Raw genomic sequence first — 25,244 nt, forward strand, 5'->3', positions numbered from 1 at the left:
ACAGAGTCGCCATCCCACAGGAGATCAGCGATGTCGAAGGAAGACGACAACAAGGCCCTCATCGGCCGGTGGTTCACCGGGTTCTGGGGCAATCCCTGGGATTCCCGGATTGTCGACGAACTCGCGGCGCCCGACATGCTCTTGCAGTATTCGCTGCACGCACCGCGCCGCGGCCGGCAGGACATCAAGAACTTCATGACCGATTTCCGCGCCGCGTTCCCCGATCTCAATTTCTGGGGCGCCGCGGATCTCATCGCCGAGGGCGACTACGTGGTCGGCCGCTGGGAAGGCGGCGGCACGCACACCGGTCCTGCTTTCAGCGACTTCCTGATCGGTTCGCTGCCCGCCGCCACCGGCCGCAAGATGAAGTTCACGGGCACCACCGTGCTGAAGGTGGTGAACGGCAAGATCACCGAGGAAGTCGGCCTCGACGACGGCGTGACGGCGCTGCAGCAGCTCGGCCTGCTGCGCGCGGCGTGATACCAACAACACGACAAGAACTGGACCGAGAACATCGGTCCAGTTCTTCGAGCGTGCTGTCATCCCGAGCGTAGCGAGGGATGACAGTGGCGGTGCGTGCAACGCTGATCGTCGGCGACATCATATCGTCATGCGGCACCAACAACCTTATGCAGTGTCGAGGTTCCAAACGCGCGCGTATCGTTGACCGACGATAACGCACCGGCCCTTCACAACACGGTGCGGTTCGGGAGAAACGGCCCATGAGCAGCACCACGCCGGAAGCGGTGGGTGGACTGACGCGGGATGTTGCGCCTCATCCCGCTGACGTCGGCCCGCTCGAGCAACAGCACTTGCAGTCCGCCAACTATCGCGCCGTCGCCGACGACAGCCGCATCACGCGCACGCACTGGCATATCGCCACCGCCAACGGCCTGGGTTGGGGCTTCGACGGCATGGACGGCGTGATCTTCGCGCTGATCGCGCCGCTGGTGATCCAGGAGTTCTCGCTGACCGTGCCCGAGTACCGCTCGGGCCTGCAGATCTCGCTCTTTATCGGCATCGCCGGCCTCTATGTCTGGCCGTGGCTGGCCGATCGCTATGGCCGGCGCACCCTGCTGGCGGTCAACATCGCGCTGTTCTCGCTGCTGATGCCCGTCGTCGCCTTGTCGCCCACGTTCGCGGTGTTCGTGATCGCGCGATCGGCGGTGGGCTTTGCGCTGAACGGCGAATGGTCGCTGGGCTCGATGCTGGTGGCGGAGACCTGGCCGGCGCGACTGCGCGGGCGCGTCATCAGCATCAACCGCGCGGCGTGGTGCTTCGGTGCGTCGCTGGCCGGCGCCATCACCGGCATCGCGGCCGCCGCCTGGGGCTGGCGCGTGGCGGTCATGGTGCCCGGCGTCATCGCGCTGCTGGCGATCTACGTGCGCGCCACCTGCCCGGAGTCGCCCTACTGGGTGCGGGCGCAGGACCGCAAGGCGCGCGTGCGCGTCGCCCTGCAGCACGGCATGCCGGTGAGCGACGAGGACCGTGCCTGGTTCCTGAAGGCCGACAAGGTCGGGCTCAGCCAGCTCTTCCTGCCCGACACCCTGCCCTCGACCCTGGTGGCGCTGTTCGTGGCCTGCTGCAGCACCTGCATCTTCGGCACGGTGGGCGGCTGGATGCCCTATTACCTCGCCACCGAGAAGCACTGGTCGACCGAGGAGTACAGCTGGTTCTACGTGTGCTGGGGCATCGCCGGCTTCTTCGGCCTGTGCCTGGCCGGGTGGCTCGCCGACCGCGTCGGGCGGCGCGTCGGCTTCATCGTCACCCTGCTGGAGGGCGCCGTTTTCCTCACCGCCTGGATCTACACCGACAGCCACCTGCTGCTGTGGCTGTTCGGCCTGGCCTGGAGCTTCGGCTTCCTGGGCTTCTGGGGCCCCAGCACGGTGCTGACGGCCGAGATCTTCCCCACCCGCATCCGCGGCGTCGCCAACGGCGCGGTGTGGGCGGTGGCGTATTTCGTCGGCTTCGTGCTGTGGCCGTTCGTCACCGTGGCCCTGCAGCAGGCGACCGGCTCGTTCGCGCTCGCCTTCCTGTGCATCCCGGTGTTCATGGTCCTGATGGCGCTGGGTGTCTGGCTGTGGGTGCCGGAACATTCCGGCAAGGACCTCAACCAGATCAGCGTCTGAGCCCGGATCCATTCTTGACGGGCGGCAATTCGTCGCGTAAAAGTGAGCGAACACTCTTGACACCGACTTGATAGTCAATTACTTAGCCTTCGTAAGGTCGGTGAGCGGGTGGTGACCCAATTGCTGCACCGGGACGGAGGTTTTGACGATGCGTTGGGGTGTATGGGCGGCGATCGCCGGGTTGATGGTGTTGCCAGGCACGACATGGGCGCAGAGCGGCGTGACCGCGATTCGCGTCTGCAACCAGACCAGCAAGCAGATCTCGGTCGCCAAGGCGTCGGCCACGGGCCAGACCGAGAATGGCAAGCCGATCTTCATGTCGCAGGGCTGGTACACGGTGGCGCCCAAGGATTGCGCCGTGCTGTGGAGCGGGCCGTTCTCGACCCGCTATTACTACGTCTACGCCGAGTCGGCGAACTCCCACTGGTCGGGCAACTACCCGATGTGCGTGTCGGACAAGGCCTTCCGTATCGCCGACAACCAGTGCGGCCAGGGCTACCGCCGGCGCATGTTCAACGAGATCGATATCTCGGGCCGCTCGGGCGTGTTCACCTACACGTTCCAGGGCAGCTGAACAGGCTATCGCTGCGATGACGCGCGTGCCGCCGGCCTGGCCTGCTGCACGCGCTGGCTGAGCCAGACGCTGCCCAGCACGACGGCCATGCCGGCGATCTGCGCTGGCGTGAGGCCCTGGTCCAGGACCCACCAGCCCAGGATCACGGCGGTCATCGGGCTGAGGAAGCCCAGCGGCGACACCACCGACGGCTCCAGCCGCGCGATGCCGCGGAACCACAGGATGTAGGTCAGCGCCGCGCCGATCAGCCCGAGCCAGGCGAAGCCCAGCAGGTTGGCCGCGGTCGGCATCGGCAGCATCGGCTCCATCAGCACCACGACCGGCACCAGCAGCAGGCCGCCAGCGGTCAGCTGCCAGGCGGTGAAGGTCAGCAGCGACACTGGCGGCTGCCAGCGGCGGCTCAGCACGGTGCCGGCCGCCATCGCCACCGCGCCGGCGAGACCGGCGGCGACGCCGATCGGATCGAGTGCCGCGTTGGGCGTGAGGATCAGCAGCGCCACGCCGGCCATGCCGGCGATCGCCGCGACGATGGCCAGCACGCGCACGGGGCTGCCCAGGAACAGGCGCGCCAGCAGCAGCACCGCCAGCGGCTGGATGGCGCCCACCGTGGCGGCGACGCCGCCGGGCAGCCGGTAGGCAGCGATGAACAGCATCCACCAGAAGATCGAAAAATTCAGCGCACCCAGGATGAAGACGCGGCCCCACCAGATCCCGGTCGGCAGCTGGCGCACCAGCAGCAGAAGCAGCAGGCCCGCCGGCAGGGCACGCAGCAACGATACGGTGAGCGGGTAGCCTGGCGGCAGCAGTTCCGTCGTCACCAGATAGGTGCTGCCCCAGATCGCCGGCGCGATCGCGGTCAACAGCAGATCGCCGCTGCGTGACATGATGAAGATCCGTGAGTTATCTTGATATCAAGATAGTTCGAGATATCTCGACGTCAAGATATCTGGGCAGGGTAAATTGTCCTCCTTGCAGCGAGGTGGCATGGACCGCGTCGACGACATCATCGCGCAGTGGCGCCGCGAACGGCCCGACCTGAACGTGGTGCCGATGGAATTGATCGGGCGCCTGCGGCGGATCTCGCTGCATCTGTGGCGCGAGATGGACAAGACGTTCGCCGCGCACGGGCTGACCGACGCCAGCTTCGACGTGCTGGCAACGCTGCGCCGGTCAGGACCGCCCTATCGGCTGTCGCCCGGTGACCTGCTGGCCACGATGATGATCACGTCGGGCACGATGACCCACCGCCTGGACCAGCTGGAGAAGGCAGGCTTCGTCGAGCGCATGCCCAATCCCGACGATGGCCGTGGCCTGATCATCGCGCTCACCAAGCGCGGCTTTGCCGTGATCGACACCGCCGTCACGGCGCACGTGAAGACCCAGGAGCGGCTGACGTCGGCGCTATCGGCGAAGGACCGTACCGCGCTCAACGCGCTGCTGAAAACCTACCTGGCGGCGTTCGAGTCGCCTGACGACACCTGACCGTCGCTTTGCGGTGGCGCGCGGTGGGCCACCGGGTCCGGGCCATAGCGATTGTCGCCGACGGTGCCACGGCGATAGCCCAGCAGGACCACGAGAACAGACACCAGCGCGCTGCGCGCAGCCAGGAGCGCAAGGTGCGTGTTAATGATGAATGCCTTGTCGAACTGGCGCACAGCCTCCGCAACACTCCATGCGACCTCCAGGCCGCCCAGCGCGACCACAGCCAGCGCCCAGATCGGGCGTTCGTCGCAGTCGTGGCAACGTTTGGCCACCACGCAATAGGCGAGATAGAGCACGGGGACTTTCAATGCCGCCCGCATGAACTGCCCGGCGGCGAAACTGTCCCAGTGATGGACCATCGTGCCCACAAGCTGGCCCGACACGTACAGAACGAAGACCGCGACGATGCCGATCCACCACTGCGTCCGGCCGATGCGACCGCGGCTGGAAAAGAACAGTTGGCCCACCGTCATGCGTCATTGCCTCCGCGTAGCCATCTACAGGCTGCGCATATGGGGCGGGCCGCCGAAGGTAAAAGCCGTCCGGTGATCTCCGTCTTCGAGGCAGCGCACATTTGCGCAAGGCCAGATGGTTCCCGCTGTTTCAACTGAACGATCGACGCAATATGCTACCGATCGTCAGTGCGGGACCGCCCGCATTGCACGGCGCCAGTACCAATGCGCGTTGACGCCGTGATCGCAAGCTATGACGCGCCACGGAGTGGCGCGCCCCCAGCGTTTGATCATACCGCCTCGGGTCATAGGCGATTGCCCTGCTCTATGGTGGGATGACGCCGCTGGCGTCAGGTCAGCGCGCGCAGTTGAGCATCCATTGCACGCCGAAGCGGTCGGTGAGCTTACCGTAGTAGTCACCCCAGGGTTGGATGCCGAGCGCCGTCGTCACCTCACCACCCCGCGCCAGCCGCTCGAACAACAGTCGCGTCTGTTCGCGATCCTGCATCATCAGAATGTGCGCCGACCCTCGCATCGGCTCGGCATCGTCGTTGTCGGAGGCATAGAAAAGGACGCCCGGCCCTTCGAACCTCGCGTGCATGACCTTGCCGCGCATCGCTGCGTTGTTCACCGGCATGCCATTGTCGCCATAGCGCAACATGTCGACGACTTGGCCCAGTCCGCAGTCGGCGTAGAAGGCCAACGCGTCCTCGCATGTCGTCGTGAAAAAGAGATAGTTGGAAAGCTGCATCGACCGCTCCGAACATGGCCTATGACGGCGCAAGATAGCGTGGGCGATCCTCGCGTTTCTGTCAGGCGGCGTCTCCATCGCACGCTCGACCGCGGACGCCAAGACCGGTGCCCAGATCGCGGCAGGTATCAAAAGTGCCGTCCTGCGATTGACCGACGGACACACTAGAACTTTGGAACCTGGGAGCGCGGGCGCCTCGCCCATTCATGTCAGGCGAAAGCCCATTCTCTCCTTGAGCGGGCGAGACGCCCGCGCTCCCAGAAGCATGATTCCATCGCCAAAGATGGCCCTACACGCGCGGCGGCAGCCGCAGCCTGGCGTCGGTCAGCAGCCGCTCGAGCACCGGGATCGCCGGCACGGGATCGCCGGCCTCGCACTGCGCCAGCGCCAGCCCGGCATCGCCGTCAGCCTGGGTGGCGCCGAGATGCCGCCGATAGGTCGCGGCCATGGCGCGGCAATAGGCAAGGTCGTTCGCGTTGACGCCGTAGCCGGCGAGTTCGACCCGCCGGTTCTGCGGCTCGCGCACGCCGTCGGCGGTCTGCACCAGCGGCTGGCTTTCACCGCGACCGATGGCGGTGATCGCCGCCACCGGCACGCCTTCGCGCACCAGCGCATCCTTGACCACGTTGGCACGGCGCAGCGACAGCGCGAGGTTGTAGGCGTCGGAGCCCGAGCGGTCGGTGTGGCCGGTGTCGGTGATGCTCGCCGTGCCGCTGGCCTTGAAGGCCGCCGCGGCTTGCCGGATGGTGCCCAGCGCCTGGGGCGACAGGGCCGTGCTGTTGAAGTCGAAGAACACCATGTACGACGCTGCCGTCGGTGCCGACGGCGACGGCGGCGCGGCCGGCTCGGGTTGCTGGCAGGCACTCACCAGCAGCGCGACGGCCGCGGGGCCGAACAACTTTCTCAACATCGATTCTCTCTCCCCCTCCACGTGACGCCGGGCACCACGGTGTTCCCGGTCGACAGGCAGGGGGGACTAATCGATGTGCGCACCCGCGTGATACTCCCATTTGGGAGTACCGCTGTTTCCCGCGCTGCCGGCGACGACCGGAATGCAGAGCCTGGCGGCGTCCGGATCAGCCATCACGATCAGGCGTCCGGTCAACCGCAACCCCGAAGCCGGGCAGCGGGATGAAGGTGTGTCGCACAGCGCCCGGCGCAGCGCGTCTGCCTTCTCCACGCCCCAGGCCAGCAACAGCGACTGGCGGGCGGCCAACAGGCAGCGCAGGCCCAGCGTCACGCCCATGGCACAGGCCTGCCGGTCCGCGTCGACGGCGAAGTTGGCGCCCAGCGTGGATGGCGACAGCCGCACCGCGCGTGTCGGGGAGGTGAAGACGGCGCCTGGCTCGTTGAAGCCGATATGGCCGTTGCGGCCGATGCCGTGCACGACCAGGTCGATCGGCGGCAGGCCCCTCTCGTAGGCCGCCGGGCTGCGCAGCAGCCGGCCATCGGCGCCGTTGAAATGGGTGAACGCGCCGATCCCCAGCGGTTCGACGAGGTGGCGGCGCAGATAGTCGGCAAAGCTGCGCGGGTCGTCGGGCGCGAGGCCCATGTATTCGTCCATCTGCACCAGATGAACGCAGCGCCAGTCGATGGCGTTGCGGTAGCGGTCGCGCAGCACGGCATAGGTTGCCAGCGGCGTGCGGCCGGCCGAGGGCACCAGGCAGGCATGCCCGGCGGCCTCCAGGCGGTCGGACAACGTGTCGACGATCCAGCGCGCGGCAGCCCGGCTCAGCGCCTCGCGCGCCAGCACCCACGGTTGCTCCGGCGGGATCATGGCGTGTGCATGGCCTGCACCTGGGCGCCGTGCAGGAGCGTCGTGGCGATCGCGGCGCCGATGTCGCTGTGCCACAGCGCCAGCCCATTGGCCTGCCCGGTGAAGCTGCGCTCGCCGAACGTACCGGCCAACGGAAGGCCGGCGGCCAGGCCGATGCCCAGGACGCCCGGCACCGGGCAGCCCGCCGCGTCCAGCACGCACGAGGATCCGTCGACCATCGGCGGCGCCCCGGTGCCCTCGCTCTGGAGCACCACGCGAGCGCCTCGCGCATCAAACAGCGGCAAGGCCCGCGGACGATAGCCTGTCGCTGCCACCACCAGGTCGGCGGCGCGCAGCACGTCCGCCGCCGCGGCCTGCGAGGGCGCGGCCAGATGCAGCAGCCGGACGCGCCGCTCCGGCGGGCTGTTGCCCAATCCCCAGATCTGCCGCAGCAAGGTGCGTGCCTCGGCCCGAAATCCGGCGAGCGGGAAGACGCGACCGGTACGTGGACAAATGTCGTCGCGCCCGAAGGCGGAAAAGCCGTCCGCCAGTGCCTCCTCGGGCGAGGCGTAGGTGATGCGCAGTGCACGCCGGTGCAGAAGGGTGATCGACGGCTCGGACCAGGCGAGGGGCATATCGAGCAGGCGCCGTGCCGCGGCCAGCGCACTGTGCGAGCCGCCCACGATCGCGATCCGCGGCTGCGGTACCGGCGCCAGGCGCCAGGCGACCCGCCGTGGACCGCCCTCGCCGAGAAGCGTGCTGGCCAGCATCAGCGTGCGCCGGAACGTGGGCAGCAGCGGCAGGCCGGCCACCGTCTGGTCGTGGAGCCCGGCGATCGACTGGGCCGCGCCGGTGGCCAGCACCAGGAAGCGTGTGATGAGGCTGAAACCGTGGCCATCCGCCAGGCGTCGGCACTGGACCCGCCATCGTCCGTCGGGCAGCGCGTGCGCGCTGGTGGCATCGACGCCATCGAGGAAAGGCTGCCATCCGGCCGTGGCCGCGAGGTGGCGCACGCCGCTCGCGAGCTGCGCGAGGAACGCGGCCGCCAGCCGCAGCGGCACGGGCTGGCCCCGCGCGGCGTCCAGGGCCCGCGTCGCGGGATGGCGAACCAGCGCGGCCATGTCGCGCAACGGTCCGCCGTCCACGCCGCGCAGGAAGCTGTCGGCAAAACTATCCGAGTTGATCGCGTAGCGGCCGATCGCGCCGCTGCCCAGCACCGGTCCACGGTCCAGCACCACCAGGCCAGATGCCAGCAGGTCGAACAGCCGATTTGATCGCGCCGCAGCGACCAGCACGCCCAGGCCGGCCGGTCCGCCACCAACGATGATGGCGTTCAAGGTGGCACGCGCGTTGATGTCGGGAATGCCGACGCGCAACGGCGTCCCCGACGGGGTGAATTCTTCACCTGCACGCGCCAATAAAATTGCACTCACAGGTTGTATTCCAAGACAAACTTAAAGGCCCGGCATGAACGCTCGCGATGAGTCTGCTGTCGTCTTCTGTCACAGCGATGCATTGAAAAATGACGCTGACAGATGACGATTCAATGTCCTCTGGGAGTCAGTATGCTGCCCGAAACCGACGACGTCGCACGATACCACCGATGGCTGTACGCCTCAATGCGATCGAGCAGAAAACGGCGTATGCGGTGTGCCCGCATACGCCACGTCGAGACCGTTACCGGTTGGCGCGTGCCAGCACGGCGTGCATCAGGACATTGACGCCGGGATAGGCATCTTCGGGCGCCATGGTCTCATTCTCGTTGTGCGAGATGCCCTTGTCGCAGGGTGCGAAGATCATGGCCGTCGGGCAGATGCGGGTCATGTTGTAGGCGTCGTGGCCGGCCTGGCTCAGCATCTCGATGCAGGGGATCTTCAGCTCATCGGCAGCGCTCTTGATCAGGCCGATGCAGTCCTTGTCGAACGCCTCGTCACCGAAGCGCCAGGCCTCGGCGATCTCCATGCGCACCTGCGCACGTTCGGCCGCCTGGACCATCGCCGCGTCGAACTCAGTTTTCATCTTTTCGACACCCGCGACAGTGGGATGACGGAAGTCGAGCGTCACCAGCGCCGACTCCGGCAGGATGCCGGTGAGGTTGGGCCACACCTCGATCTGCACCGCCGTCGAGCGGCCGCCCTCGGGGTGGTAGCGCCAGCCCAGTTCGTTCAGCGCCACGATCAGATAGGCAGCGCCGACCAGCGCGTTCTTGCGCACGTCCATCGCCGCACCGCCGGCGTGGGCACATTCGCCGTGGATCCTGATGCGCATGCCGCGCGTGGCATAGCCACCGACCACGACACCGACCGGGATCTTCCGGGCATCCAGGATCGGGCCCTGCTCGATATGCAGTTCGAAGTAGGCATCGACGGGTCGGCCGCCGACCGGCGCCGGGCCGGCATAGCCGATGCGCTTCAATTCCTCGCCATAGGTCTTGCCCTGCAGGTCGGTGCGGCCCAGCGCCCAGTCGAGCTTGTTGACGCCCGCGAACACGCCCGAGGCCAGCATCGGCGGGTTGAAGCGGGCGCCCTCCTCGTTGGCCCAGTCGACCAGCTCGATCGGGCGGCGCGTCTCGATGCCGGCATCGTTGAGCGTGCGGATCAGCTCCAATCCGCCCAGCACGCCCAGGATGCCGTCGTAGTTGCCGGCGGCGATCTGGGTATCGAGGTGGCTGCCCACCAGGACCGGCGGCAGGCCGTTGTCGCGTCCGGGGCGGCGCGCAAAGATGCTGCCCATGGCGTCGACCGTGACCTCAAGGCCGGCGTCCCGGCACCAACCGACGAAGAGATCGCGCATCTGCTTGTCGTCATCACCCAGCGCCAGGCGCGACAGGCCTGCTGTACGGCCTTTGCCGATCTCACCCGAGCGCGCCATGGTGTCCCAGAAGCGCTGCTCGTTGATGCGAAGTTCGTTGGGGCGGGCTGTCATGTGGGGCTCCTGTATGGTTTCTACCTTCCCCCGCCTGCGGGGGAAGGTGCCCCGAAGGGGCGGATGGGGGATGCTGAGGCAGAGGCGTTATCCACTGGCCATCACGTTTGTCGCAACAACCCCCATCCGGCGCTGCGCGCCACCTTCCCCCGCAAGCGAGGGAAGGTAGAAATCACCGCGGCTTGGATCGCGGACCGCCGGGCTCGGGCCGGAACTTGTCGTCGCGTACCTTCAGCGAGGCGGCCAGGCCCTGGCTGCGGCGCACCTCGTTCAATTCGGCCAGCTCGGGCGAATCGTTGGAGGCATGCACGATCGTTGACAGGAACGACCCGCCCGACATCGCGGTGCGCAGGCCCATCGCTTCCATGGCGAAGGTATTGATGCGCTTGTTGATGCGCACCGAATCCGCCGGCACCAGAGCGATACGCTTGCCCAGCGCCACGGCGCGCTGGCGCAGCTCCTGATGCGGCACCACCTCGTTCACGATGCCCATGCGATAGGCTTCCTGCGCATCGAAGTGATCACCGGTGAGCGCATAGCGCGCCGCATTCTTCCAGCCCGCCAGCCATGCCAACATGACGGTCGAGTTCTGGACCTCGCGCACCTCGGGCTGGCCGAACACCGCGCGCTCCGACGCCAAGGTAATATCGGCCGCCAGCGCGTACCAGAAGCCGCCGGCGAGGCACCAGCCGTCGACGGCGGCGATCACCGGCTTCTCGAGGCGCAGCAGGTGCCAGTGCTTGTCGGGCGTGGCCTGATCGTTGGTCCACCAGTAGCGCAGGACCTCGGCCCGGCCGCTGAGGCCGTGCTGCCGGCCAAGATCGTAGCCGGCCGAGAAGGCGCGATCGCCGGCACCGGCCAGCACGATGGCACGCACGCTATCGTCGCGCTCGGCGCGGTCCAGCGCCGCATGCAGTTCCGCCTCGAGATCGCGCGACAACGTGTTCATGGCCTCGGGACGGTTGAACAGGATGATCCCGACAGGGCCATCCTGCTCGCAGATCAACGCATCGGACGTGGCGCCGGCAACGAAAGACATCGTGTTCCCTCCTGGACTTGGTCGTGCGCGATATTCCAAGGCAAACGATCGGCGATGTCACCCGCTGGATCGGCATCCCAGCCAGGATAGAGTGCTTCTCCATCGAAGTTTGATGCCGCGACCACCGGAAATGAGTCACACTGGCGTCGACAACAGCGGACCCCTGATGACCAACGACGACGTCCACAAGTGCCTTTCCGTGATCCGTGACCGGGCGCCCGGCTTCGCGCCGCGCATCGGCATTGTGCTGGGCACCGGCCTGGGCAGCCTGGCCGACGCGGTGGCACCGGTGGCGACGATCCCCTACAGCGATCTGCCCGGCTTCCCGATTCCCTCTGTCAGCGGCCACGCCGGCACGCTGCTGCTGGGCCGGATCGCGGATGTGCCGGTGGCACTGCTGCATGGCCGCGCCCACTACTACGAGCACGGCCGCGCCGACGTGATGAAGGTGCCGGTGCGCACCCTGGCCGGTCTGGGCTGCCAGACGCTGCTGCTCACCAACGCCGCCGGCAGCCTGCGGCCGCAGGTGACGCCGGGCAGCGTGATGCTGGTGACCGACCACATCAACTTCACCGGCGTCTCGCCGCTGTTCGGCGAGCCCGGCAACGATCGCTTCGTCGACATGGTCGACGCCTACGATCCGGCACTGCGCGACCGCCTGAAGGCGGCCGCGACGGCGAGCGGCGTGACCTTGCACGAAGGCGTCTATATCTGGTTCGCTGGGCCCAGCTTCGAGACGCCGGCCGAGATCCGCGCCGCCGATCGCCTGGGCGCCGATGCCGTGGGCATGTCGACGGTGCCCGAGGTGGTGCTGGCGCGGCATGCACGGATGAAGGTGGCCGCGCTGTCGGTGATCACCAATCTGGCGGCCGGCATGGGCGATGCGCCGCTCAGCCACCTGGAGACCTTGCGCGTGGCTGCCGCCCGCGGCGCCGAGGACATCCGCCGTACCCTGCTCGCCTTCTTCGCCGACGGCGCCGGCTGATGCTGCCGCAAGAGATCATCCGCCAGAAACGCGACGGGCAGGCGCTCGCGGCCGACGCGGTCGGCTTCGTCGTGCGCGGCATCGCCGACGGCAGCCTGAGCGATGCCCAGGTCGCCGCGTTCGCCATGGCGGTGTTCCTGCGCGGCATGACGCGCGATGAGTGCGTTGCGCTGACGTCGGCGATGACGCAGTCGGGCACGATCTTGCGCTGGGAGGGCATGCCCGGCCCGGTGCTGGACAAGCATTCCACCGGCGGTGTCGGCGACAAGGTGAGCCTGATGCTGGCGCCGGTGGTGGCGGCCTGCGGCGGCGTGGTGCCGATGATCTCCGGCCGCGGCCTGGGTCACACCGGCGGCACGCTCGACAAGCTGGCGGCGATCCCGGGTTACCGCACCGATCCCGACATCGCCACCCTGCGCCGCGTCGTGCGCGACGTCGGCTGCGCCATCATCGGTCAGACCGACGACCTAGCACCGGCCGACCGCCGCCTCTATGCCATCCGCGACGTCACCGCGACCGTGGAATCGATCCCGCTGATCACGGCGTCGATCCTGTCCAAGAAGCTGGCCGAAGGCCTGGACGGCCTGGTGATGGACATCAAGACCGGTTCCGGCGCCTTTGCCGCCAGCGCGGCGATGGCGCGCGATCTCGCCGACAGCATCGTGGCGGTCGCCACCGGCGCCGGCCTGCCGACCACGGCGCTGATCACCGACATGGACCAGGTGCTGGGCACCACCGTGGGCAACGCGCTTGAGGTGCGCGAGACGGTGGCCTACCTCACCGAGCCGCGCACGCGCGATGCGCGCCTGCACGACGTGGTGATGGCGCTGGCGGCCGAGATGCTGGTGCTGGGCAAGCTGGCGCCGTCACTGGCCGAAGCGCGCACCAAGGCCGAGGCTTGCCTTGCCGACGGCCGCGCCGCCGAGACGTTCGCGCGCATGGTCGCGGCACTGGGCGGACCGGCCGACATCCTGGCCCGCGGCGACGCGCACCTGCCGACGGCGACGGCGGTGCGCGCCTGCACCGCCGAACGGGCGGGTGTCGTCACCGGCATGAACGCGCGCGATATCGGGCTGGCCGTTGTCACGCTGGGCGGTGGCCGGCGCCGCGCCAGCGATACGATCGACCCGTCGGTCGGACTGAGCGACGTGGCGGGCGTCGGCCGCAGGGTCGCGGCCGGTGATCCGCTGGCCCTGGTGCACGCTGCCGATGCCGCCGCGGCGGATGCGGCCATATCGACCCTGCGCCGCGCCATCCATGTTGCCAACGACGCGCCGCTGCCGCATCCGGTCGTGCACGCCCGTATCGACGCCGAGGGCACCTCCAGGGAGGCCATCGCATGAGCGGACCGGAGGCCCGCGCTCCCCGGGCACCGGCGCGCTTCACGGCGCCGCCGGATGGACGGCTCGATGCGTCGATGCTGGAGGTCTACGACCGCGACGGCTTCCTGATCCTCGACGGCTGCGTGCCATCCGATGACTGCGATGCCGTGCAGACGCGCATCGCCCAACTGGTCGACGCCTTCGACCCGACGACCACGCGCACGGTGTTCTCGACGGCATCACAGGCGCATGCGCGCGATGCCTATTTCCGCGATTCCGGTGGCGCGATCCGCTTCTTCTACGAAGACGGCGCGCTGGACGCCGACGGCAACCTGGTCGTGCCCAAGGCGCGGGCACTGAACAAGATCGGCCATGCGCTGCATGATCTTGATCCCGTGTTCGCCAGCATCTCGCGTCATGCCCGCTTCGCCGGCCTCGCCGCGTCGCTGGGCCTGGCGGCGCCACTGCTGCTGCAATCGATGGTGATCTTCAAGCAGCCGCACATCGGCGGCGCCGTCGACTGGCATCAGGACCTGACGTTCCTGCACACAACACCGCCCAGTGTCGTTGGGTTCTGGCTGGCGCTCGACGATGCCGATATCGACAACGGCTGCCTGTTGGCCATCCCGGGCGGCCACCGCGGGCCCTTGCGCCAGCGCTTCCGCTACCAGGATGGCGCTCTGATCACGCAGACGCTCGATGCCACGCCGTGGCCGGCCGGCCCAGCCGTTGCCCTGGAAGCACCGCGCGGCAGTGTCGTGGTGCTGCATGGCCTGCTGCCGCATGCCAGCAGCGCCAACCGCTCGGCCCGCTCGCGCCATGCCTACAGCCTGCACCTGATCGACGGCACCACGGCCTATGCGGCAGACAACTGGCTGCAGCGTCCCGAGTTACCCTTGCGGGGTTTCGCATGAATCAGACGATCGCCGCCCTGCCCAAGGCCGAGCTGCATTGCCACATCGAAGGGGCGGCATCGCCGGCACTGGTGCGCAAACTGGCGCATCGCAACGGGGTCGCGCTGCCCGAGTCGATGTTCGTCGACGAACATCGCTTCGCGTGGACGGACTTCCACAGTTTCCTCGCCGCCTACGATCGCGCCTGCGATGCCATGCGCCGGGCCGAGGATTACCGCGACCTGATCTACGACTATCTCGGGCGCTGCGCCCGCGAAGGCGCGATCTATGTCGAGCTCTTCAGCTCGCCCGAGCATGCCGAGGACATCGGCCTGGGCTTTCCGGCGCAGCTCGAAGCCCTGGTGGCCGGCATCGACGCAGCCGAGCGCGACTTCGGCATCACCGGCCGCCTGATCGCGATCTGCCTGCGCCATCGCGGGCCCGAGCGCGCGCTGTGGACGGCGCGCACCATGCTGGCCACGCGGCACCCCTATGTCGTGGGCTTCGGCATGGCCGGCAACGAGTTGCAGCACACGCCGGCCGATTTCGCGCCGGCCTTCCGGCTGGTGGCCGACGCGGGCTATCCCTGCACCGCGCATGCCGGCGAGGTGGCCGGCGCCGAGAGCGTGCGCGCCGCGATCGATGCGCTGCCGCTCTCACGCATCGGCCACGGCGTGCGCGCCAGCGAAGACCCGCGCCTGCTCGAGACCATCGCGCGCCGCGGCATCGTGCTGGAGGTCTGCCCCGGCAGCAATATCGCGCTGGGCGTCTATCCCGACCTTGCCCATCATCCGCTGCGCCGCCTGATCGACGCCGGCTGCAAGGTGACCTTGAACTCGGACGATCCACCCTACTTCGACACCTCGATCGGCCGCGAGTACGCGATGGCGGTCGAGAGCTTTGGCCTCGGTGAAGATGATTTGCTGCACATTACGCAGACGGCGATCGACGCCGCCTTTGCCGATACCGAAACCCGGCATCGCCTGACCGAACGCGTTGCGCAATACTCCCGGGAGCGCGAGCGTCCGCCCGCATCGGCGCGGAGCGCCGAGACATGAGCGGGCCAGAGGCCCGCGCTCCCGGGAACAAGCGGGAGGAGACCATGACCATGCGTTTTGTACGTGCCCTCAGCCTGGGCCTCGCGGTGCTCGCGACGCCGCTCGCCGCCGCTCATGCGCAGGACGGTCCGCCGCCGCATGACGGCCTGCTCGCCACGCTGTGGATGCAGCGCTCGGTCGAGTACAAGGCGAGCTGCCTGGCAGCGTTCACACTGGCGCGCATCCGGCTCGACCAGGCGCTGGCGGATGCGAAATGGACCGCGGCGCCGGTGGAGCAGACCGGTGCCTACGAGAGCCTGCCGCCGGCCATCGTCGTCGATGTCGACGAGACGCTGCTCGACAACTCCGCCTACCAGGTGTGGATGATCAAGGCTGACCAGACCTTCGACTCCAAGACCTGGACCAAGTTCGTGTCGGCGCAGATCTCGACCGCGATCCCCGGCGCACTGGAATTCGCCCAGTACGCCGACGCCAAGGGCGTCAAGGTATTCTACGTCACCAACCGCAGCGGCGAAGAGGAAGAGCCGACGCGCCAGAACATGGCAAAGCTGGGCTTCCCGATGGGCGGCAACGTCGACACCTTCCTGATGGCGCGCGAACGGCCGGAATGGGGCTCGGCCAAGGGCACGCGCCGGGCCCATGTCGCCAAGGACTACCGCATCCTGCTGAGCATCGGCGACAATTTCGGCGATTTCGACGATGCCTATCGCGGCAGCGAGGCCGAGCGGCTCGCGGCCTACGAGAAGAACGTCGCGCGCTGGGGCCGCGAGTGGATCATGCTGCCCAATCCCAGCTACGGCTCGTTCGACACCGCGCCCTACATGCACGACTTCAAGCAGTCCCGCGCGGTGCAGCGCAAGGCCAAGCTCGACGTGCTGCAAGGCTGGCAGGGACCGTAGTTCCTGGGAGCGCGGGCCTCCGCCCCGCCCATACCAAGGTGCACGCGAGGCTTTCGCCTTGATGCGGGCCGGACGCCAGCACTCCCCGGTCAGGCCGCGACGCTCGTTGCCGACAACGGGTAGCGCGAGACCTGACGGAACGGTGCACCGGGCGAGGGTTCGACGAACAGCCACAGCGCCTCGATCGTGACGGGGGCGGCAATGGCCGGTGCCAGATAGGTCGCCAGCGCCGGCACGGCCTGCGCGCGCGCCGCGTCGTCGAGCCGGCCGGTCAAAGTGAAGTGCAGGCGAAAATCATCCAGCACGAAGGGATAACCCCAGCGGATCAGGTTGGCCTCTTGTCGCGGCGTCAGGCCGGCGGCGCGCCGCCGTTTCAGTTCCGCATCATCCGGCGGCCGGCGGAAGACATCGAAGGTACGCACGATATCGTCGGCCAGGGCCTGCAGCGCGGCGATCGGCTCGACCGGCCGCAGCGCCACGAAGCCCGACAACGCGGTGACCTCGAGCTGGCCCAGGTCGACCGGATCGCGCACCGCGGCGAAGCGGCGCAGCGTATCGTCGAGCGCGTGACTGGAGCGGTCCTCGGCAAGCTGGAAGGGCGGTTTCAGCGTCGCATGGAAGCCATAGCGCGCCGGATCTGCCGTCCACGCCGCCGCTTCCGACTCGTCGATGCCGTCCAGCATCGGGCGCGTGATGCCGATGCCGCGCGCTGCGTCGCGGCCAAGCCAGGCGCTGGCCAAGTTATGCAGCATGCTGTCGGGGTCAATGGCGGCGTAGATGGCGTAACGATACACGGCAATGGACTCAGGATGCGACGACGTCAGAATACTGCAATGCCATCATGACTCTCCGATGTCACCTCTTCGTCCCGCGAAGCGCAGGCCGCACCCAGGCCAAAGCGTGCTGTCGCCTGACATGAGCGGGCCAGAGGCCCGCGCTCCCAGGTCTAACGCGCCGATGCGCGCGTGGACGCGCGCGGTCCAAAGTCGATCGCTTCCAGCAGCGCATCGACGCTGGCGGCCAATGGGCCGTCGTTGTTGATCGTGCGAACGCGGCGGGCCGATACTGTGAAGGCGTCGGCGCGGCCCAGGCGCGCCACGATATCATCGGCCGATTCGCGGCCGCGCTGGCGCAGGCGCGCCGCCAGCACCGCTGGCGACGCAGTGATCACGCAGACACTGAGATCGGGATAGCGCATCTCGGCGGCCGGAATGATGGCGCGCGACACGTTGACCACCACGGCACGGCCTGCCGTGAGATCAGCCTCGATTGTCGCCGGCACGCCATAGCGCAGACCGTTGGCGTGCCAATGAAGTGTGAAGTCACCAGCCGCGGCGCGGCGCTCGAACGCCGCCGGCTCGCACGGCTCATGGTCTTCGCCGCCGGTGGTGTCAGCCGGACGGGTGATGACGCGACGCGGAAAGACAATGTCGGTTCGTCCCGCCAATGCCTGCTGTGCGCCGCGGATCACGCTGTCCTTGCCGGCACCGCTGGGGCCGACGACCAGGACCAGTCGCTGGCCGTCAGGCATGCGGACGCAGCGCCGCCGCCCAGTTGCGGAACTCGTCGAGCCCCGGCGTGCCGCGCCCGCGCACCTTGGCGAAATCGTCGTAACGGCGCACGCGCACGGCCGCTTCGGCATGCGGTTGGGCGATGAAATCGGCGGCCTGGTCGGCATCGAACGGACCACCCTGCACCGCAAGGCTCGCCTGCGAGCCGCGCGAGAGCGAATCCCAGTAACCACCTTCGGCGTAGCACAGCCAGCGCTTGGCCGGCACGTGCAGGCGCACCGCTTCGGCCACGGCATCGCCGAACAGCGGCCGCAGCGCCTCGGCCCCCTGGTCTTCATGGCGGGCATCGACACCCTGGGCCACCAGGCCCTCGTCGCCCTCGCCCACGAGATGGCCGATATCGTGGAACAGCGCTGCGACCACCACGGAGGCCGGCTCGCCGGCCTCGACCGCCAGCGTCGCCGTCTGCAGCGCATGTGCCAGCTGCGACACGGCTTCGCCGCCATAGCGACGCGCGCCCGCCTTGGCGAGCAGATCGAACAGATCATCGACTGTTGTCATGGATATGATCCCCTTCAAGATCTTCCTCCTCCCCACGCAGTGGGGAGGTGCCCCGATACGGCCACCTCCCCCAGCGAAGCTGGGGGAGAGGAGAATTCACGCGACCCGCTTGCCGTCGCGCCAGACCGTGCGGACCACGGGCTGGCCGTCGATCAGGCGCACGCGCACGAGATCGGCGCGGCGGCCGACCTCGATGGCGCCGCGGTCTTTCAGGCCGACCGCCTCGGCCGGCGTCTGGGACACCGCGGCCATCGCCTTGGGCAGGTCGATGCCAGGGATCTCGCACGCCAGCTTGAAGGCCGACTCCACGAGGCTGGTCGGCACATAGTCGGACGACACGATGTCGAGCAGGCCCTGCTGCGCCAACGCATTGGCCGAGACATTGCCGGAGTGCGAGGCACCGCGGATCACATTGGGCCCGCCCATCACGACCTTCATGCCGCCGTCGCGCGACAGCCGCGCGGCCTCGACGGTCGTCGGGAACTCGGCCACCACCATGCCGTCGGCGAGCGCCTCGGCAACGTGCTCGGGCGTGCCGTCGTCGTGGCTGGCCATCGGCATGCGGCGCGCCTGACAGATCGCCACGACAGCGCGCCGGTTCTCGATGCTGTGCTGGGCGCCGCGCGCCCGCGCGAGGTCGAGATAGGCATCGAGTTCGTCGTCGTTGAAGCCGTTCTTGCCCTTGTAGTACTCGCGGTACTTCTCCGGATTGACGAACTGCCGCTGACCCGGCGTGTGATCCATGATCGATACCAGCTGCACGCGCGGATCGTCGATCAGGCTTTCCAGCATCTGCGGCATCTGGGGGTAGCTGACCTCGCAGCGCAGATGCAGCAGGTGTTCGCTGCGGAACAGGCCGTTGTCGCGCGCCGTGCGCGAGCCGCTCAGCATCTCGTCGAGTGCGTCGAGCCTGATGTCATGGTCCTGCATCGAGCCCAGCGATACGGCATCGAACACGGTCGTGATGCCGGCGGCGGCGATCTGCGCATCATGCGCCAGCGCCGCCGACACCGCCGGCCAGCGCACGCCTGGCCGTGGCGCGAAATGGCGCTCCATGTTGTCGGTATGCAGTTCGACCAGGCCCGGGATCAGGTAGTCGCCGTCGAACGCCTCACCGGCTGTCGAGCGCCTGTCCTCGATCGTCGCGATGATGCCGCCGCGCACCACGACCGTGCCGCGGACGACAGCCTGCGGCGTCACGATCTGCGCGTCGGTCAGTATCAATTCATCCATCAAGCCACCTCCGCCAACCGTGGCGTCAACTCGAAGATGCGGGTCGCCAGCGCCTCGCGCGCCGTCGCGTCATGCAGGATCGCGAGAATCGCCGCACCGTCGCGGCGCGCCTCCTGGATCAGGTCGATCACGACGGCGCGGTTCGCGTCGTCCAGCGACGCCGTCGGTTCGTCAAGCAACAGGATCGGATAGCGCGCGATGAAGACATGCGCGATATTGACGCGCTGCTGCTCGCCGCCCGAGAACGTCGCCGGCGGCAGATCGAACAGTCGCGACGGGATGTTGAGGCGCTCCAGCAGTGCCGCGGCGCGTTTGCGCGCGTCGGCTTCCGTCACGCCGCGGGACAGCAGCGGTTCGGCCACGATGTCGATGGCCGACACGCGCGGGATCACGCGCAGGAACTGGCTGACATAGCCCAGGGTGCCACGGCGCAGTTCATGCACCTGTCGCGGTGCGGCGCCGACCAGTTCTACCGTTGCGTCATTGTGCGCCACGCGGATGCTGCCGCTGTCGGCAGCATAGTTGCCGTAGACGCAGCGCATCAGCGTGCTCTTGCCGGCGCCGGACGGGCCGCGCAGCACCACGCACTCGGCCGGGAACAGGTCGAGGTCGACACCGCGCAGGGCATCCAGCCGCACGCCGCCGCGCAGATGCAGGGTGAAGGTCTTGCGCAGGGAGCGGATGCGCAGCGCAGGTTCGTCGGCACGCATGGTCACACCGAAAGGGCGGAGGAGACGAGGAGCTGGGTGTAGGGATGATGCGGATCGTCGAGCAGCCGGTCGGTCAGGCCGCCCTCGACCACCTCACCGCCCTTCATCACCAGCAGCCGATCGGCCAGCAGGCGCGCGACACCGAGATCGTGGGTCACGATCACGGCCGACACGCCGATCTCGCGCACCAGGCGGCGCAACAGGTCGAGCAGGCGCGCCTGCACGGAGACGTCGAGGCCGCCGGTGGGCTCGTCCATCAGCACCACGCGCGGGTGCGTCACCAGGTTGCGCGCGATCTGCAGGCGCTGCTGCATGCCGCCGGAGAAAGCGCGCGGCGGATCATCGACCCGCGTCGTGTCGATCTCGACATGGGCCAGCCAGTCGACCGCCGCCTGGCGCAAATTGCCGTAGTGGCGATGGCCCAGCGCCATCAGGCGCTCGCCGACATTGCCGCCGGCGCTGACATCCAGCCGCAACCCGTCGCGCGGATTCTGGTGCACGAAGCCCCATTCGGTGCGCAGCAGGCGCCGGCGCTCGGCCTCGGCCAGCATCAGCATGTCGACGGCCGGGCCCGCCGCCGTGCGGTACAGCACCTCGCCGCTGTCGGCCGGCAGGCGACCGCCGACGCAGTTCAGCAGGGTGGTCTTGCCCGATCCCGACTCGCCCACGATGCCCAGCACCTCGCCGGGCCACAACTCGAAGGCGACATCGCGCACCGCCGTGCGGACGCCGAAGCGCTTGGTGAGGCCGCTCACCTCGAGGATGGGTTGCTCTTTCATGGGTCACCTCCTGGGAGCGCGGGCGTCCCGCCCGCATCGGCGCGGAACGCCGAGACATGAGCGGGCCAGAGGCCCGCGCTCCCAGGGCGCCGAGTCCAATCCAACCAGACATGCTCTGTGGTTCATCATTCGCGACCGTCTTGTGGCTGCAAATACCCCTCCGGCATGCCGGTACCCTCGTGGCCCTCGGCGCGGCGCTGGCTGCAGTAGTCGGTGTCTGAGCAGACGAAGGCGTGGTTGCCTTGGTCGTCGACCACGATCTCATCGAGGAAGCTGTCACCCGAGCCGCACAGCGCGCACCTGTGCTCCCAGCGCTCGATCTCGAACGGATGATCCTCGAAATCGAGCGACTTCACCGACGTGTAGGGCGGCACGGCGTAGATGCGCTTCTCGCGCCCGGCGCCGAACAGCTGCAGCGCCGGCATGTAGTCCATCTTGGGATTGTCGAACTTGGGGATCGGCGAGGGCCGCATCAGGTAGCGGCCGTTCACCATCACGGGATAATCGTAGGCCGTCTCGATGCGGCCATAGCGCACGATGTCCTCGTAGAGTTTCACGTGCATGGCACCGTACTCGGCGAGCCCATGCATCTTGCAGGTCTCGGTCTCGCGCGGCTCCAGCCAGCGCAGCGGCTCGGGGATCGGCACCTGGTAGACGATGACCTGGCCCTCGGCGAGCTTGGTCTCCGGTATGCGGTGCCGCGTCTGCACGATGGTGGCATCCTCGGTGCGCTCCGTCGTGGCGACGCCCGTCATGCGGCGGAAGAATCCGCGGATGCTGACGGCGTTGGTGGTGTCGTCGGCGCCCTGGTCGATCACCTTGAGCGTATCGTCGCGACCGATGACGGACGCCGTCACCTGGATGCCGCCGGTGCCCCAGCCGTAGCTCAGCGGCATCTCCCGACTGCCGAACGGGATCTGGTGACCGGGGATCGCCACCGCCTTGAGGATGGCGCGGCGGATCATGCGCTTGGTCTGCTCGTCGAGGAAGGCGAAGCTGTAGCCCTCCTCCTCGCGAGCAACGTCGACGGCGGGGGGTGTCATGGCGTTCATTCCGCGGCCTCCGCCAGGGCTGCTTCCCGCGTCTGCGCCGCCGTGCGCCGCATGCCGCGGATCACCGTCAGCTCGGACTGGAAGTCGACGTAATGCGGCAGCTTCAAGTGCTGCACGAAGCCCTGCGCCTCGACGTTGTCGCTGTGGTAGAGCACGAACTCGGTGTCCTGGGCCGGCGAGGTCACCTCCTCGCCCAGCTCCGCCGCGCGCAGCGCACGATCGACCAGCGCCATGCCCATCGCCTTGCGCTCGCCGTGGCCGAAGCTGGTGCCGTAACCGCGGGTGAACTGTGGCGGCTCGGTCTTCGATCCGGCGAACTGGTTCACCATCTGGCATTCGGTGAGCTCGATGTCGCCCAGCTCGACGGCGAAGCCGAGCTCCGGTGCCTCGAACTCGACGGTCACCTCGCCGAAGCGGATCTCGCCGGCGAAGGGATGGTTGCGGCCATAACCGCGCTGGGTCGAGTAGCCCAGCGCCAGCAGGAAGCCCTCGTCGCCGCGCGCCAAGTTCTGCAGGCGCATGGCGCGCGGCGCCGGGAAGCGCAGCGGCTCGCGCGTCAGATCGGGCGGTGTCGGCGCCTCGGACGGCGCCACCTCGGTCTCGATCAGGCTCTCGCGGTTGAGCACGTCGATCACGCCCGGCAGGGTGTCGGCCAGCGGCGTCTCGGCGATCGGCGCCGCCGGCGGCTCGCCATTGGCGGCCAGGGCGAAATCGAGCAGGCGGTGGGTGTAGTCGAAGGTCGGACCCAGCACCTGGCCGCCCGGCACATCCTTGAAGATCGCCGACACGCGCCGGCGCACCGTCATGCGGCTGGTCTCCAGCGGCACCGTGGCACCGAAGCGGGTCAGGGTGGTGCGATAGGCACGCAGCAGGAAGATGGCCTCGACCTGATCGCCGCGCGCCTGCTTCAGCGCCAGCGCCGCGAGATCGGGATCGTAGAGCGATCCTTCGGTCATCACGCGATCAACCGCCAGCCGCTGCTGCTCGCGGATCTGCGCCACCGTCAGCTCGGGCACCGCGGGATCACCCCGCCGCTCTTCCGCCAGCCACGCATGCGCATTGGCAATCGCCCGCTCGCCGCCCTTGACCGCCACGTACATGTCAGGACTCCATGATCGTTGTGCGCGGCAGTGCCGCGACACGATGGCCATTCGTGAACACGACATCGACGCCGCGCGGAAACGCCGCCTGCATGGCGCGCCGATCTGTGAACCAGTTCTGTGACAGGCCGGCGACCGCCAGGCGCGCCTGCGCAGCGATGCCCGGCCCGCGCAACGTCCAGCCCGTGTCGTCGGCCAGCGACGCGACCTGGACGATCAGCGTCGTGCTGGCTTCGGGTACCTCGTCCGTGCCCCAGTCGAAGGCATCGAGCGCCGGCATGGCCTGCGGCTGCAACACCACGGCGAACGCCGCGCGGGCTGGCGCCGTCGTGACCGGTGCGCCGGCGTGGAACGCCAGCCAGTCGGCGATGGCGGCAGCGCCGGGATCCAGCCACACCGGCGTCTCACCATCGCACAGGGTCAGCAGCAGCGCCGCCGTTGCCGGATCGAGGCCCGGCGGTGCGGCCTGCGGCCCCGGCACCGTCACGATGCGGCCAGGATGGGCCATGGCGTCGAGCAGGCGGCGAAAGGTGCCCTGGGCGTCATGCACGTTGTCGGCGAAGCCGGGCAGCGCGGCCGTGGTCATGCTCATTCTCCCCGCACCACCGTGAAGAAGTCGACGCGCGTGGCCGCGGCACGGGCGAGCACGTGGTCCTGTCGCTCGCGGCGGCGCTGCTCGGCTGGTGCGATCACGTCGCTTTCGAGTTGTCCAACGCGCTCCGGGTCCTGCAGCAACGCATCGAAGATCGCGACCAGCTCGGCCTTGCGCCGGTCGCGGCCGGCGACGTAGCCGACACCCAGCGCACCATCGGCGCCGCGCACCACGCAGCGCGTCACCGTCATCTCGCCGAGATTGAACGGCGCGCCCGAGCCGCCGGCGCGGCCACGCACCATCACCAGGCCGGTCTCGGCCGGCTTCACCACATCGTAACGCGGCGGCGGTTTGATTCGATCGAGGGCATCCTCGAGCGTCTCGCGCTCGGACCGGGCCAGGGCGGCCAGCCGGCGCTGGCGGTTCTTGGCGTCGTGATCGCTTTTCATCTCGACAACGATCTCACTTGTCTATACAAGATATTTTTCAAACTATCCCTTGCCGGTGACCGTTGCAAGACCAGTCGATGAAGGTTTGACGACATGCGCACCAAGGAGGCTCCGCGCCCGCGTTGGCGTCAGATCGCCGACACGCTGAGCGCCGAACTGGAAGCCGGCACCTGGAAGGCAGGCGATCGCCTGCCTGGCGAGTACGCGCTGGCCGACCGCTTCGAGGTCAACCGGCACACGCTGCGCCAGGCGGTGTCGTACCTGGAGAACGAAGGCCTGCTGCGCGCCGAACAAGGCCGCGGCATCTTCGTACCCGATCCGCCGATCCACTACGCCGTCACGCCGCACACGCGCTTCAGCGACAACATCGGCCAGGCGCAGCGTCGCCCGTCACGGCGTCTGTTGCGGGCATCGGAGATCGCCGCCGACCCCGCCCTCGCCGCAGCGATGCAGATCCCGGTCGATACCCGGTTGATCTGTCTTGAGACGCTGAGCATGGCCGACGATCGGCCGGTGGGCATCGGCAGCCATTACTATCCCCAGGCACGCGTGCCCGATATCGCGACCGCGTTCACGGCGGAACGCTCCATCACCGCGGCGCTGCGCCGCTGCGGCGTGCCCGACTACAAGCGGCGCACCACACGGATTTCAGCGCAGCTCATTTCCAACGCCGACGCCCGGGTGCTGGGCGTCCGCCGCGGCCGCGCCGTGCTGGTCACCGACAGCGTCAACGTCGAGCCCGACGGCAGCATCATCGAATTCGGCCACGGCCGCATGCTGGGCGACCTGATGACCTTCGTGGTGGAGTTTTAGTGACTTAACTTCCCCCGCAAGCGGGGAAGGTGGCACGAAGCGCCGGATGGGGATGGTGGCAGCGCACGCGATGCTGGTTGATACGCCCGAACCGTTCGAGCAACCCCCCTCCGGCCTTAGTGCGACCGCAGCACATGGGTAACAGATTGTACTCAGCACATGGGTGACAGTTTTCTCGC

At 68.2% G+C, this 25,244-nt stretch carries 28 protein-coding genes; 10 read left to right on the plus strand and 18 right to left on the minus strand.

All coding sequences use genetic code 11. The annotated features are described in order from the left end of the window. Positions 1–30: 30 nt before the first annotated feature. The 3 genes from FQU96_RS40495 (at position 31) to FQU96_RS40505 (ending at position 2,703) form a co-directional block, all read left to right on the plus strand. On the plus strand, positions 31–480 hold the full coding sequence (locus FQU96_RS40495; RefSeq protein ID WP_146547131.1) for an ester cyclase: 450 nt from the start codon (positions 31–33) through the stop codon (positions 478–480). A 242-nt stretch (positions 481–722) separates the two neighbouring features. Beyond that, positions 723–2,129: an MFS transporter gene (locus tag FQU96_RS40500; protein WP_146547132.1), complete on the plus strand. Its 1,407-nt coding sequence runs from the start codon at positions 723–725 to the stop codon at positions 2,127–2,129. A 148-nt stretch (positions 2,130–2,277) separates the two neighbouring features. Further along, positions 2,278–2,703, plus strand: a complete 426-nt coding sequence (locus FQU96_RS40505; RefSeq protein WP_146547133.1) for a DUF1036 domain-containing protein — start codon at positions 2,278–2,280, stop codon at positions 2,701–2,703. Between the two features lie 5 nt (positions 2,704–2,708). On the opposite strand, the gene FQU96_RS40510 is transcribed toward FQU96_RS40505, so the two are convergent. Further along, entirely contained in the window at positions 2,709–3,587 is an 879-nt protein-coding gene (locus FQU96_RS40510; RefSeq protein ID WP_146547134.1) for an EamA family transporter, read from the minus strand. 100 nt (positions 3,588–3,687) lie between these two features. Between FQU96_RS40510 and FQU96_RS40515 the strand changes: the two genes are divergently transcribed. Continuing rightward, entirely contained in the window at positions 3,688–4,185 is a 498-nt protein-coding gene (locus tag FQU96_RS40515) for a MarR family winged helix-turn-helix transcriptional regulator (RefSeq protein ID WP_146547135.1), read from the plus strand. On the opposite strand, the gene FQU96_RS40520 is transcribed toward FQU96_RS40515, so the two are convergent. From FQU96_RS40520 to FQU96_RS40550, 7 genes are all read right to left on the minus strand, one after another. Beyond that, positions 4,149–4,658: a DUF805 domain-containing protein gene (locus FQU96_RS40520; RefSeq protein WP_146547136.1), complete on the minus strand. Its 510-nt coding sequence runs from the start codon at positions 4,656–4,658 to the stop codon at positions 4,149–4,151. The genes FQU96_RS40515 and FQU96_RS40520 overlap by 37 nt on opposite strands. A gap of 334 nt (positions 4,659–4,992) precedes the next feature. Further along, positions 4,993–5,388: a VOC family protein gene (locus FQU96_RS40525; protein ID WP_146547137.1), complete on the minus strand. Its 396-nt coding sequence runs from the start codon at positions 5,386–5,388 to the stop codon at positions 4,993–4,995. Between the two features lie 289 nt (positions 5,389–5,677). Further along, positions 5,678–6,298, minus strand: a complete 621-nt coding sequence (locus tag FQU96_RS40530) for an OmpA family protein (RefSeq protein ID WP_146547138.1) — start codon at positions 6,296–6,298, stop codon at positions 5,678–5,680. 66 nt (positions 6,299–6,364) lie between these two features. Beyond that, on the minus strand, positions 6,365–7,165 hold the full coding sequence (locus FQU96_RS40535) for a 6-phosphogluconolactonase (protein WP_146547139.1): 801 nt from the start codon (positions 7,163–7,165) through the stop codon (positions 6,365–6,367). After that, positions 7,162–8,520: a hypothetical protein gene (locus FQU96_RS40540; RefSeq protein ID WP_146547140.1), complete on the minus strand. Its 1,359-nt coding sequence runs from the start codon at positions 8,518–8,520 to the stop codon at positions 7,162–7,164. Before FQU96_RS40540 ends, FQU96_RS40535 begins: the two co-directional genes overlap by 4 nt. Positions 8,521–8,821: 301 nt before the next feature. Continuing rightward, a complete protein-coding gene (locus FQU96_RS40545; RefSeq protein WP_146547141.1) occupies positions 8,822–10,069 on the minus strand; it encodes a Zn-dependent hydrolase in 1,248 nt (415 codons plus the stop codon). 172 nt (positions 10,070–10,241) lie between these two features. Continuing rightward, complete coding sequence (locus FQU96_RS40550; protein ID WP_146547142.1) at positions 10,242–11,108, minus strand: enoyl-CoA hydratase/isomerase family protein; 867 nt, start codon at positions 11,106–11,108, stop codon at positions 10,242–10,244. 166 nt (positions 11,109–11,274) lie between these two features. Between FQU96_RS40550 and FQU96_RS40555 the strand changes: the two genes are divergently transcribed. The 5 genes from FQU96_RS40555 to FQU96_RS40575 are packed head-to-tail and all read left to right on the plus strand — an operon-like array spanning position 11,275 to position 16,265. Then, positions 11,275–12,093: a purine-nucleoside phosphorylase gene (locus FQU96_RS40555; RefSeq protein ID WP_146547143.1), complete on the plus strand. Its 819-nt coding sequence runs from the start codon at positions 11,275–11,277 to the stop codon at positions 12,091–12,093. Further along, entirely contained in the window at positions 12,090–13,436 is a 1,347-nt protein-coding gene (gene deoA / locus FQU96_RS40560; protein ID WP_218575072.1) for a thymidine phosphorylase, read from the plus strand. Before FQU96_RS40555 ends, deoA begins: the two co-directional genes overlap by 4 nt. Next, a complete protein-coding gene (locus FQU96_RS40565) occupies positions 13,433–14,329 on the plus strand; it encodes a phytanoyl-CoA dioxygenase family protein (protein WP_178131144.1) in 897 nt (298 codons plus the stop codon). Before deoA ends, FQU96_RS40565 begins: the two co-directional genes overlap by 4 nt. Further along, positions 14,326–15,366, plus strand: coding sequence for an adenosine deaminase (gene add, locus FQU96_RS40570; RefSeq protein WP_146547145.1), 1,041 nt, complete (start codon positions 14,326–14,328; stop codon positions 15,364–15,366). The genes FQU96_RS40565 and add overlap by 4 nt, the downstream gene beginning before the upstream one ends. Positions 15,367–15,410: 44 nt before the next feature. After that, positions 15,411–16,265, plus strand: coding sequence for a 5'-nucleotidase, lipoprotein e(P4) family (locus FQU96_RS40575; RefSeq protein ID WP_146547146.1), 855 nt, complete (start codon positions 15,411–15,413; stop codon positions 16,263–16,265). Between the two features lie 89 nt (positions 16,266–16,354). Here FQU96_RS40575 and FQU96_RS40580 read toward each other — a convergent pair whose 3' ends face one another. The 10 genes from FQU96_RS40580 to phnG form a co-directional block, all read right to left on the minus strand. After that, positions 16,355–17,059 carry a DUF1045 domain-containing protein gene (locus tag FQU96_RS40580; RefSeq protein ID WP_146547147.1) on the minus strand — a complete coding sequence of 235 codons (705 nt, stop codon included), beginning with the start codon at positions 17,057–17,059 and terminating at the stop codon, positions 16,355–16,357. A gap of 152 nt (positions 17,060–17,211) precedes the next feature. Beyond that, on the minus strand, positions 17,212–17,796 hold the full coding sequence (gene phnN / locus FQU96_RS40585) for a phosphonate metabolism protein/1,5-bisphosphokinase (PRPP-forming) PhnN (RefSeq protein ID WP_146547148.1): 585 nt from the start codon (positions 17,794–17,796) through the stop codon (positions 17,212–17,214). Further along, positions 17,789–18,337 carry an HD domain-containing protein gene (locus FQU96_RS40590; RefSeq protein WP_146547149.1) on the minus strand — a complete coding sequence of 183 codons (549 nt, stop codon included), beginning with the start codon at positions 18,335–18,337 and terminating at the stop codon, positions 17,789–17,791. Before FQU96_RS40590 ends, phnN begins: the two co-directional genes overlap by 8 nt. 96 nt (positions 18,338–18,433) lie before the next feature. Further along, a complete protein-coding gene (locus tag FQU96_RS40595) occupies positions 18,434–19,573 on the minus strand; it encodes an alpha-D-ribose 1-methylphosphonate 5-triphosphate diphosphatase (RefSeq protein ID WP_146547150.1) in 1,140 nt (379 codons plus the stop codon). Beyond that, positions 19,570–20,280: a phosphonate C-P lyase system protein PhnL gene (gene phnL, locus FQU96_RS40600; RefSeq protein WP_146547151.1), complete on the minus strand. Its 711-nt coding sequence runs from the start codon at positions 20,278–20,280 to the stop codon at positions 19,570–19,572. Before phnL ends, FQU96_RS40595 begins: the two co-directional genes overlap by 4 nt. A gap of 2 nt (positions 20,281–20,282) precedes the next feature. After that, positions 20,283–21,059, minus strand: a complete 777-nt coding sequence (gene phnK, locus FQU96_RS40605; protein WP_146547152.1) for a phosphonate C-P lyase system protein PhnK — start codon at positions 21,057–21,059, stop codon at positions 20,283–20,285. Positions 21,060–21,184: 125 nt separating this feature from the next. After that, positions 21,185–22,102, minus strand: a complete 918-nt coding sequence (locus FQU96_RS40610) for an alpha-D-ribose 1-methylphosphonate 5-phosphate C-P-lyase PhnJ (protein WP_146547153.1) — start codon at positions 22,100–22,102, stop codon at positions 21,185–21,187. A gap of 5 nt (positions 22,103–22,107) precedes the next feature. Then, complete coding sequence (locus tag FQU96_RS40615) at positions 22,108–23,211, minus strand: carbon-phosphorus lyase complex subunit PhnI (protein WP_146547154.1); 1,104 nt, start codon at positions 23,209–23,211, stop codon at positions 22,108–22,110. A gap of 1 nt (position 23,212) precedes the next feature. Then, a complete protein-coding gene (phnH, locus tag FQU96_RS40620; RefSeq protein WP_146547155.1) occupies positions 23,213–23,797 on the minus strand; it encodes a phosphonate C-P lyase system protein PhnH in 585 nt (194 codons plus the stop codon). A gap of 2 nt (positions 23,798–23,799) precedes the next feature. Next, positions 23,800–24,252 (minus strand): phosphonate C-P lyase system protein PhnG, encoded by a 453-nt coding sequence (gene phnG / locus FQU96_RS40625; RefSeq protein ID WP_146547156.1) that lies wholly within the window; start codon positions 24,250–24,252, stop codon positions 23,800–23,802. Between the two features lie 93 nt (positions 24,253–24,345). On the opposite strand from phnG, the gene phnF reads away from it, so the two are divergent. After that, the gene (gene phnF, locus FQU96_RS40630) at positions 24,346–25,065 is read left to right on the plus strand and encodes a phosphonate metabolism transcriptional regulator PhnF (RefSeq protein WP_146547157.1); all 720 of its coding nucleotides are present in this window, start codon (positions 24,346–24,348) and stop codon (positions 25,063–25,065) included. Positions 25,066–25,244 lie beyond the last annotated feature (179 nt).

The organism is Reyranella sp. CPCC 100927, assembly GCF_007859315.1.
Lineage (GTDB): Bacteria > Pseudomonadota > Alphaproteobacteria > Reyranellales > Reyranellaceae > Vineibacter.

Bases quoted from the DNA above. Each gene is read 5' to 3' on its own strand.
- add (WP_146547145.1), top strand. From the start codon at position 14,326: ATGAATCAGACGATCGCCGCCCTGCCCAAGGCCGAGCTGCATTGCCAC.
- FQU96_RS40525 (WP_146547137.1), bottom strand. From the start codon at position 5,388: ATGCAGCTTTCCAACTATCTCTTTTTCACGACGACATGCGAGGACGCG.
- FQU96_RS40610 (WP_146547153.1), bottom strand. From the start codon at position 22,102: ATGACACCCCCCGCCGTCGACGTTGCTCGCGAGGAGGAGGGCTACAGC.
- FQU96_RS40615 (WP_146547154.1), bottom strand. From the start codon at position 23,211: ATGTACGTGGCGGTCAAGGGCGGCGAGCGGGCGATTGCCAATGCGCAT.
- FQU96_RS40545 (WP_146547141.1), bottom strand. From the start codon at position 10,069: ATGACAGCCCGCCCCAACGAACTTCGCATCAACGAGCAGCGCTTCTGG.
- FQU96_RS40575 (WP_146547146.1), top strand. From the start codon at position 15,411: ATGACCATGCGTTTTGTACGTGCCCTCAGCCTGGGCCTCGCGGTGCTC.
- FQU96_RS40520 (WP_146547136.1), bottom strand. From the start codon at position 4,658: ATGACGGTGGGCCAACTGTTCTTTTCCAGCCGCGGTCGCATCGGCCGG.
- FQU96_RS40515 (WP_146547135.1), top strand. From the start codon at position 3,688: ATGGACCGCGTCGACGACATCATCGCGCAGTGGCGCCGCGAACGGCCC.
- FQU96_RS40530 (WP_146547138.1), bottom strand. From the start codon at position 6,298: ATGTTGAGAAAGTTGTTCGGCCCCGCGGCCGTCGCGCTGCTGGTGAGT.
- phnG (WP_146547156.1), bottom strand. From the start codon at position 24,252: ATGAAAAGCGATCACGACGCCAAGAACCGCCAGCGCCGGCTGGCCGCC.
- FQU96_RS40535 (WP_146547139.1), bottom strand. From the start codon at position 7,165: ATGATCCCGCCGGAGCAACCGTGGGTGCTGGCGCGCGAGGCGCTGAGC.
- phnH (WP_146547155.1), bottom strand. From the start codon at position 23,797: ATGACCACGGCCGCGCTGCCCGGCTTCGCCGACAACGTGCATGACGCC.
- phnK (WP_146547152.1), bottom strand. From the start codon at position 21,059: ATGAAAGAGCAACCCATCCTCGAGGTGAGCGGCCTCACCAAGCGCTTC.
- phnF (WP_146547157.1), top strand. From the start codon at position 24,346: ATGCGCACCAAGGAGGCTCCGCGCCCGCGTTGGCGTCAGATCGCCGAC.
- FQU96_RS40495 (WP_146547131.1), top strand. From the start codon at position 31: ATGTCGAAGGAAGACGACAACAAGGCCCTCATCGGCCGGTGGTTCACC.
- FQU96_RS40550 (WP_146547142.1), bottom strand. From the start codon at position 11,108: ATGTCTTTCGTTGCCGGCGCCACGTCCGATGCGTTGATCTGCGAGCAG.
- FQU96_RS40565 (WP_178131144.1), top strand. From the start codon at position 13,433: ATGAGCGGACCGGAGGCCCGCGCTCCCCGGGCACCGGCGCGCTTCACG.
- FQU96_RS40555 (WP_146547143.1), top strand. From the start codon at position 11,275: ATGACCAACGACGACGTCCACAAGTGCCTTTCCGTGATCCGTGACCGG.
- phnN (WP_146547148.1), bottom strand. From the start codon at position 17,796: ATGCCTGACGGCCAGCGACTGGTCCTGGTCGTCGGCCCCAGCGGTGCC.
- phnL (WP_146547151.1), bottom strand. From the start codon at position 20,280: ATGCGTGCCGACGAACCTGCGCTGCGCATCCGCTCCCTGCGCAAGACC.
- FQU96_RS40500 (WP_146547132.1), top strand. From the start codon at position 723: ATGAGCAGCACCACGCCGGAAGCGGTGGGTGGACTGACGCGGGATGTT.
- FQU96_RS40505 (WP_146547133.1), top strand. From the start codon at position 2,278: ATGCGTTGGGGTGTATGGGCGGCGATCGCCGGGTTGATGGTGTTGCCA.
- FQU96_RS40590 (WP_146547149.1), bottom strand. From the start codon at position 18,337: ATGACAACAGTCGATGATCTGTTCGATCTGCTCGCCAAGGCGGGCGCG.
- FQU96_RS40510 (WP_146547134.1), bottom strand. From the start codon at position 3,587: ATGTCACGCAGCGGCGATCTGCTGTTGACCGCGATCGCGCCGGCGATC.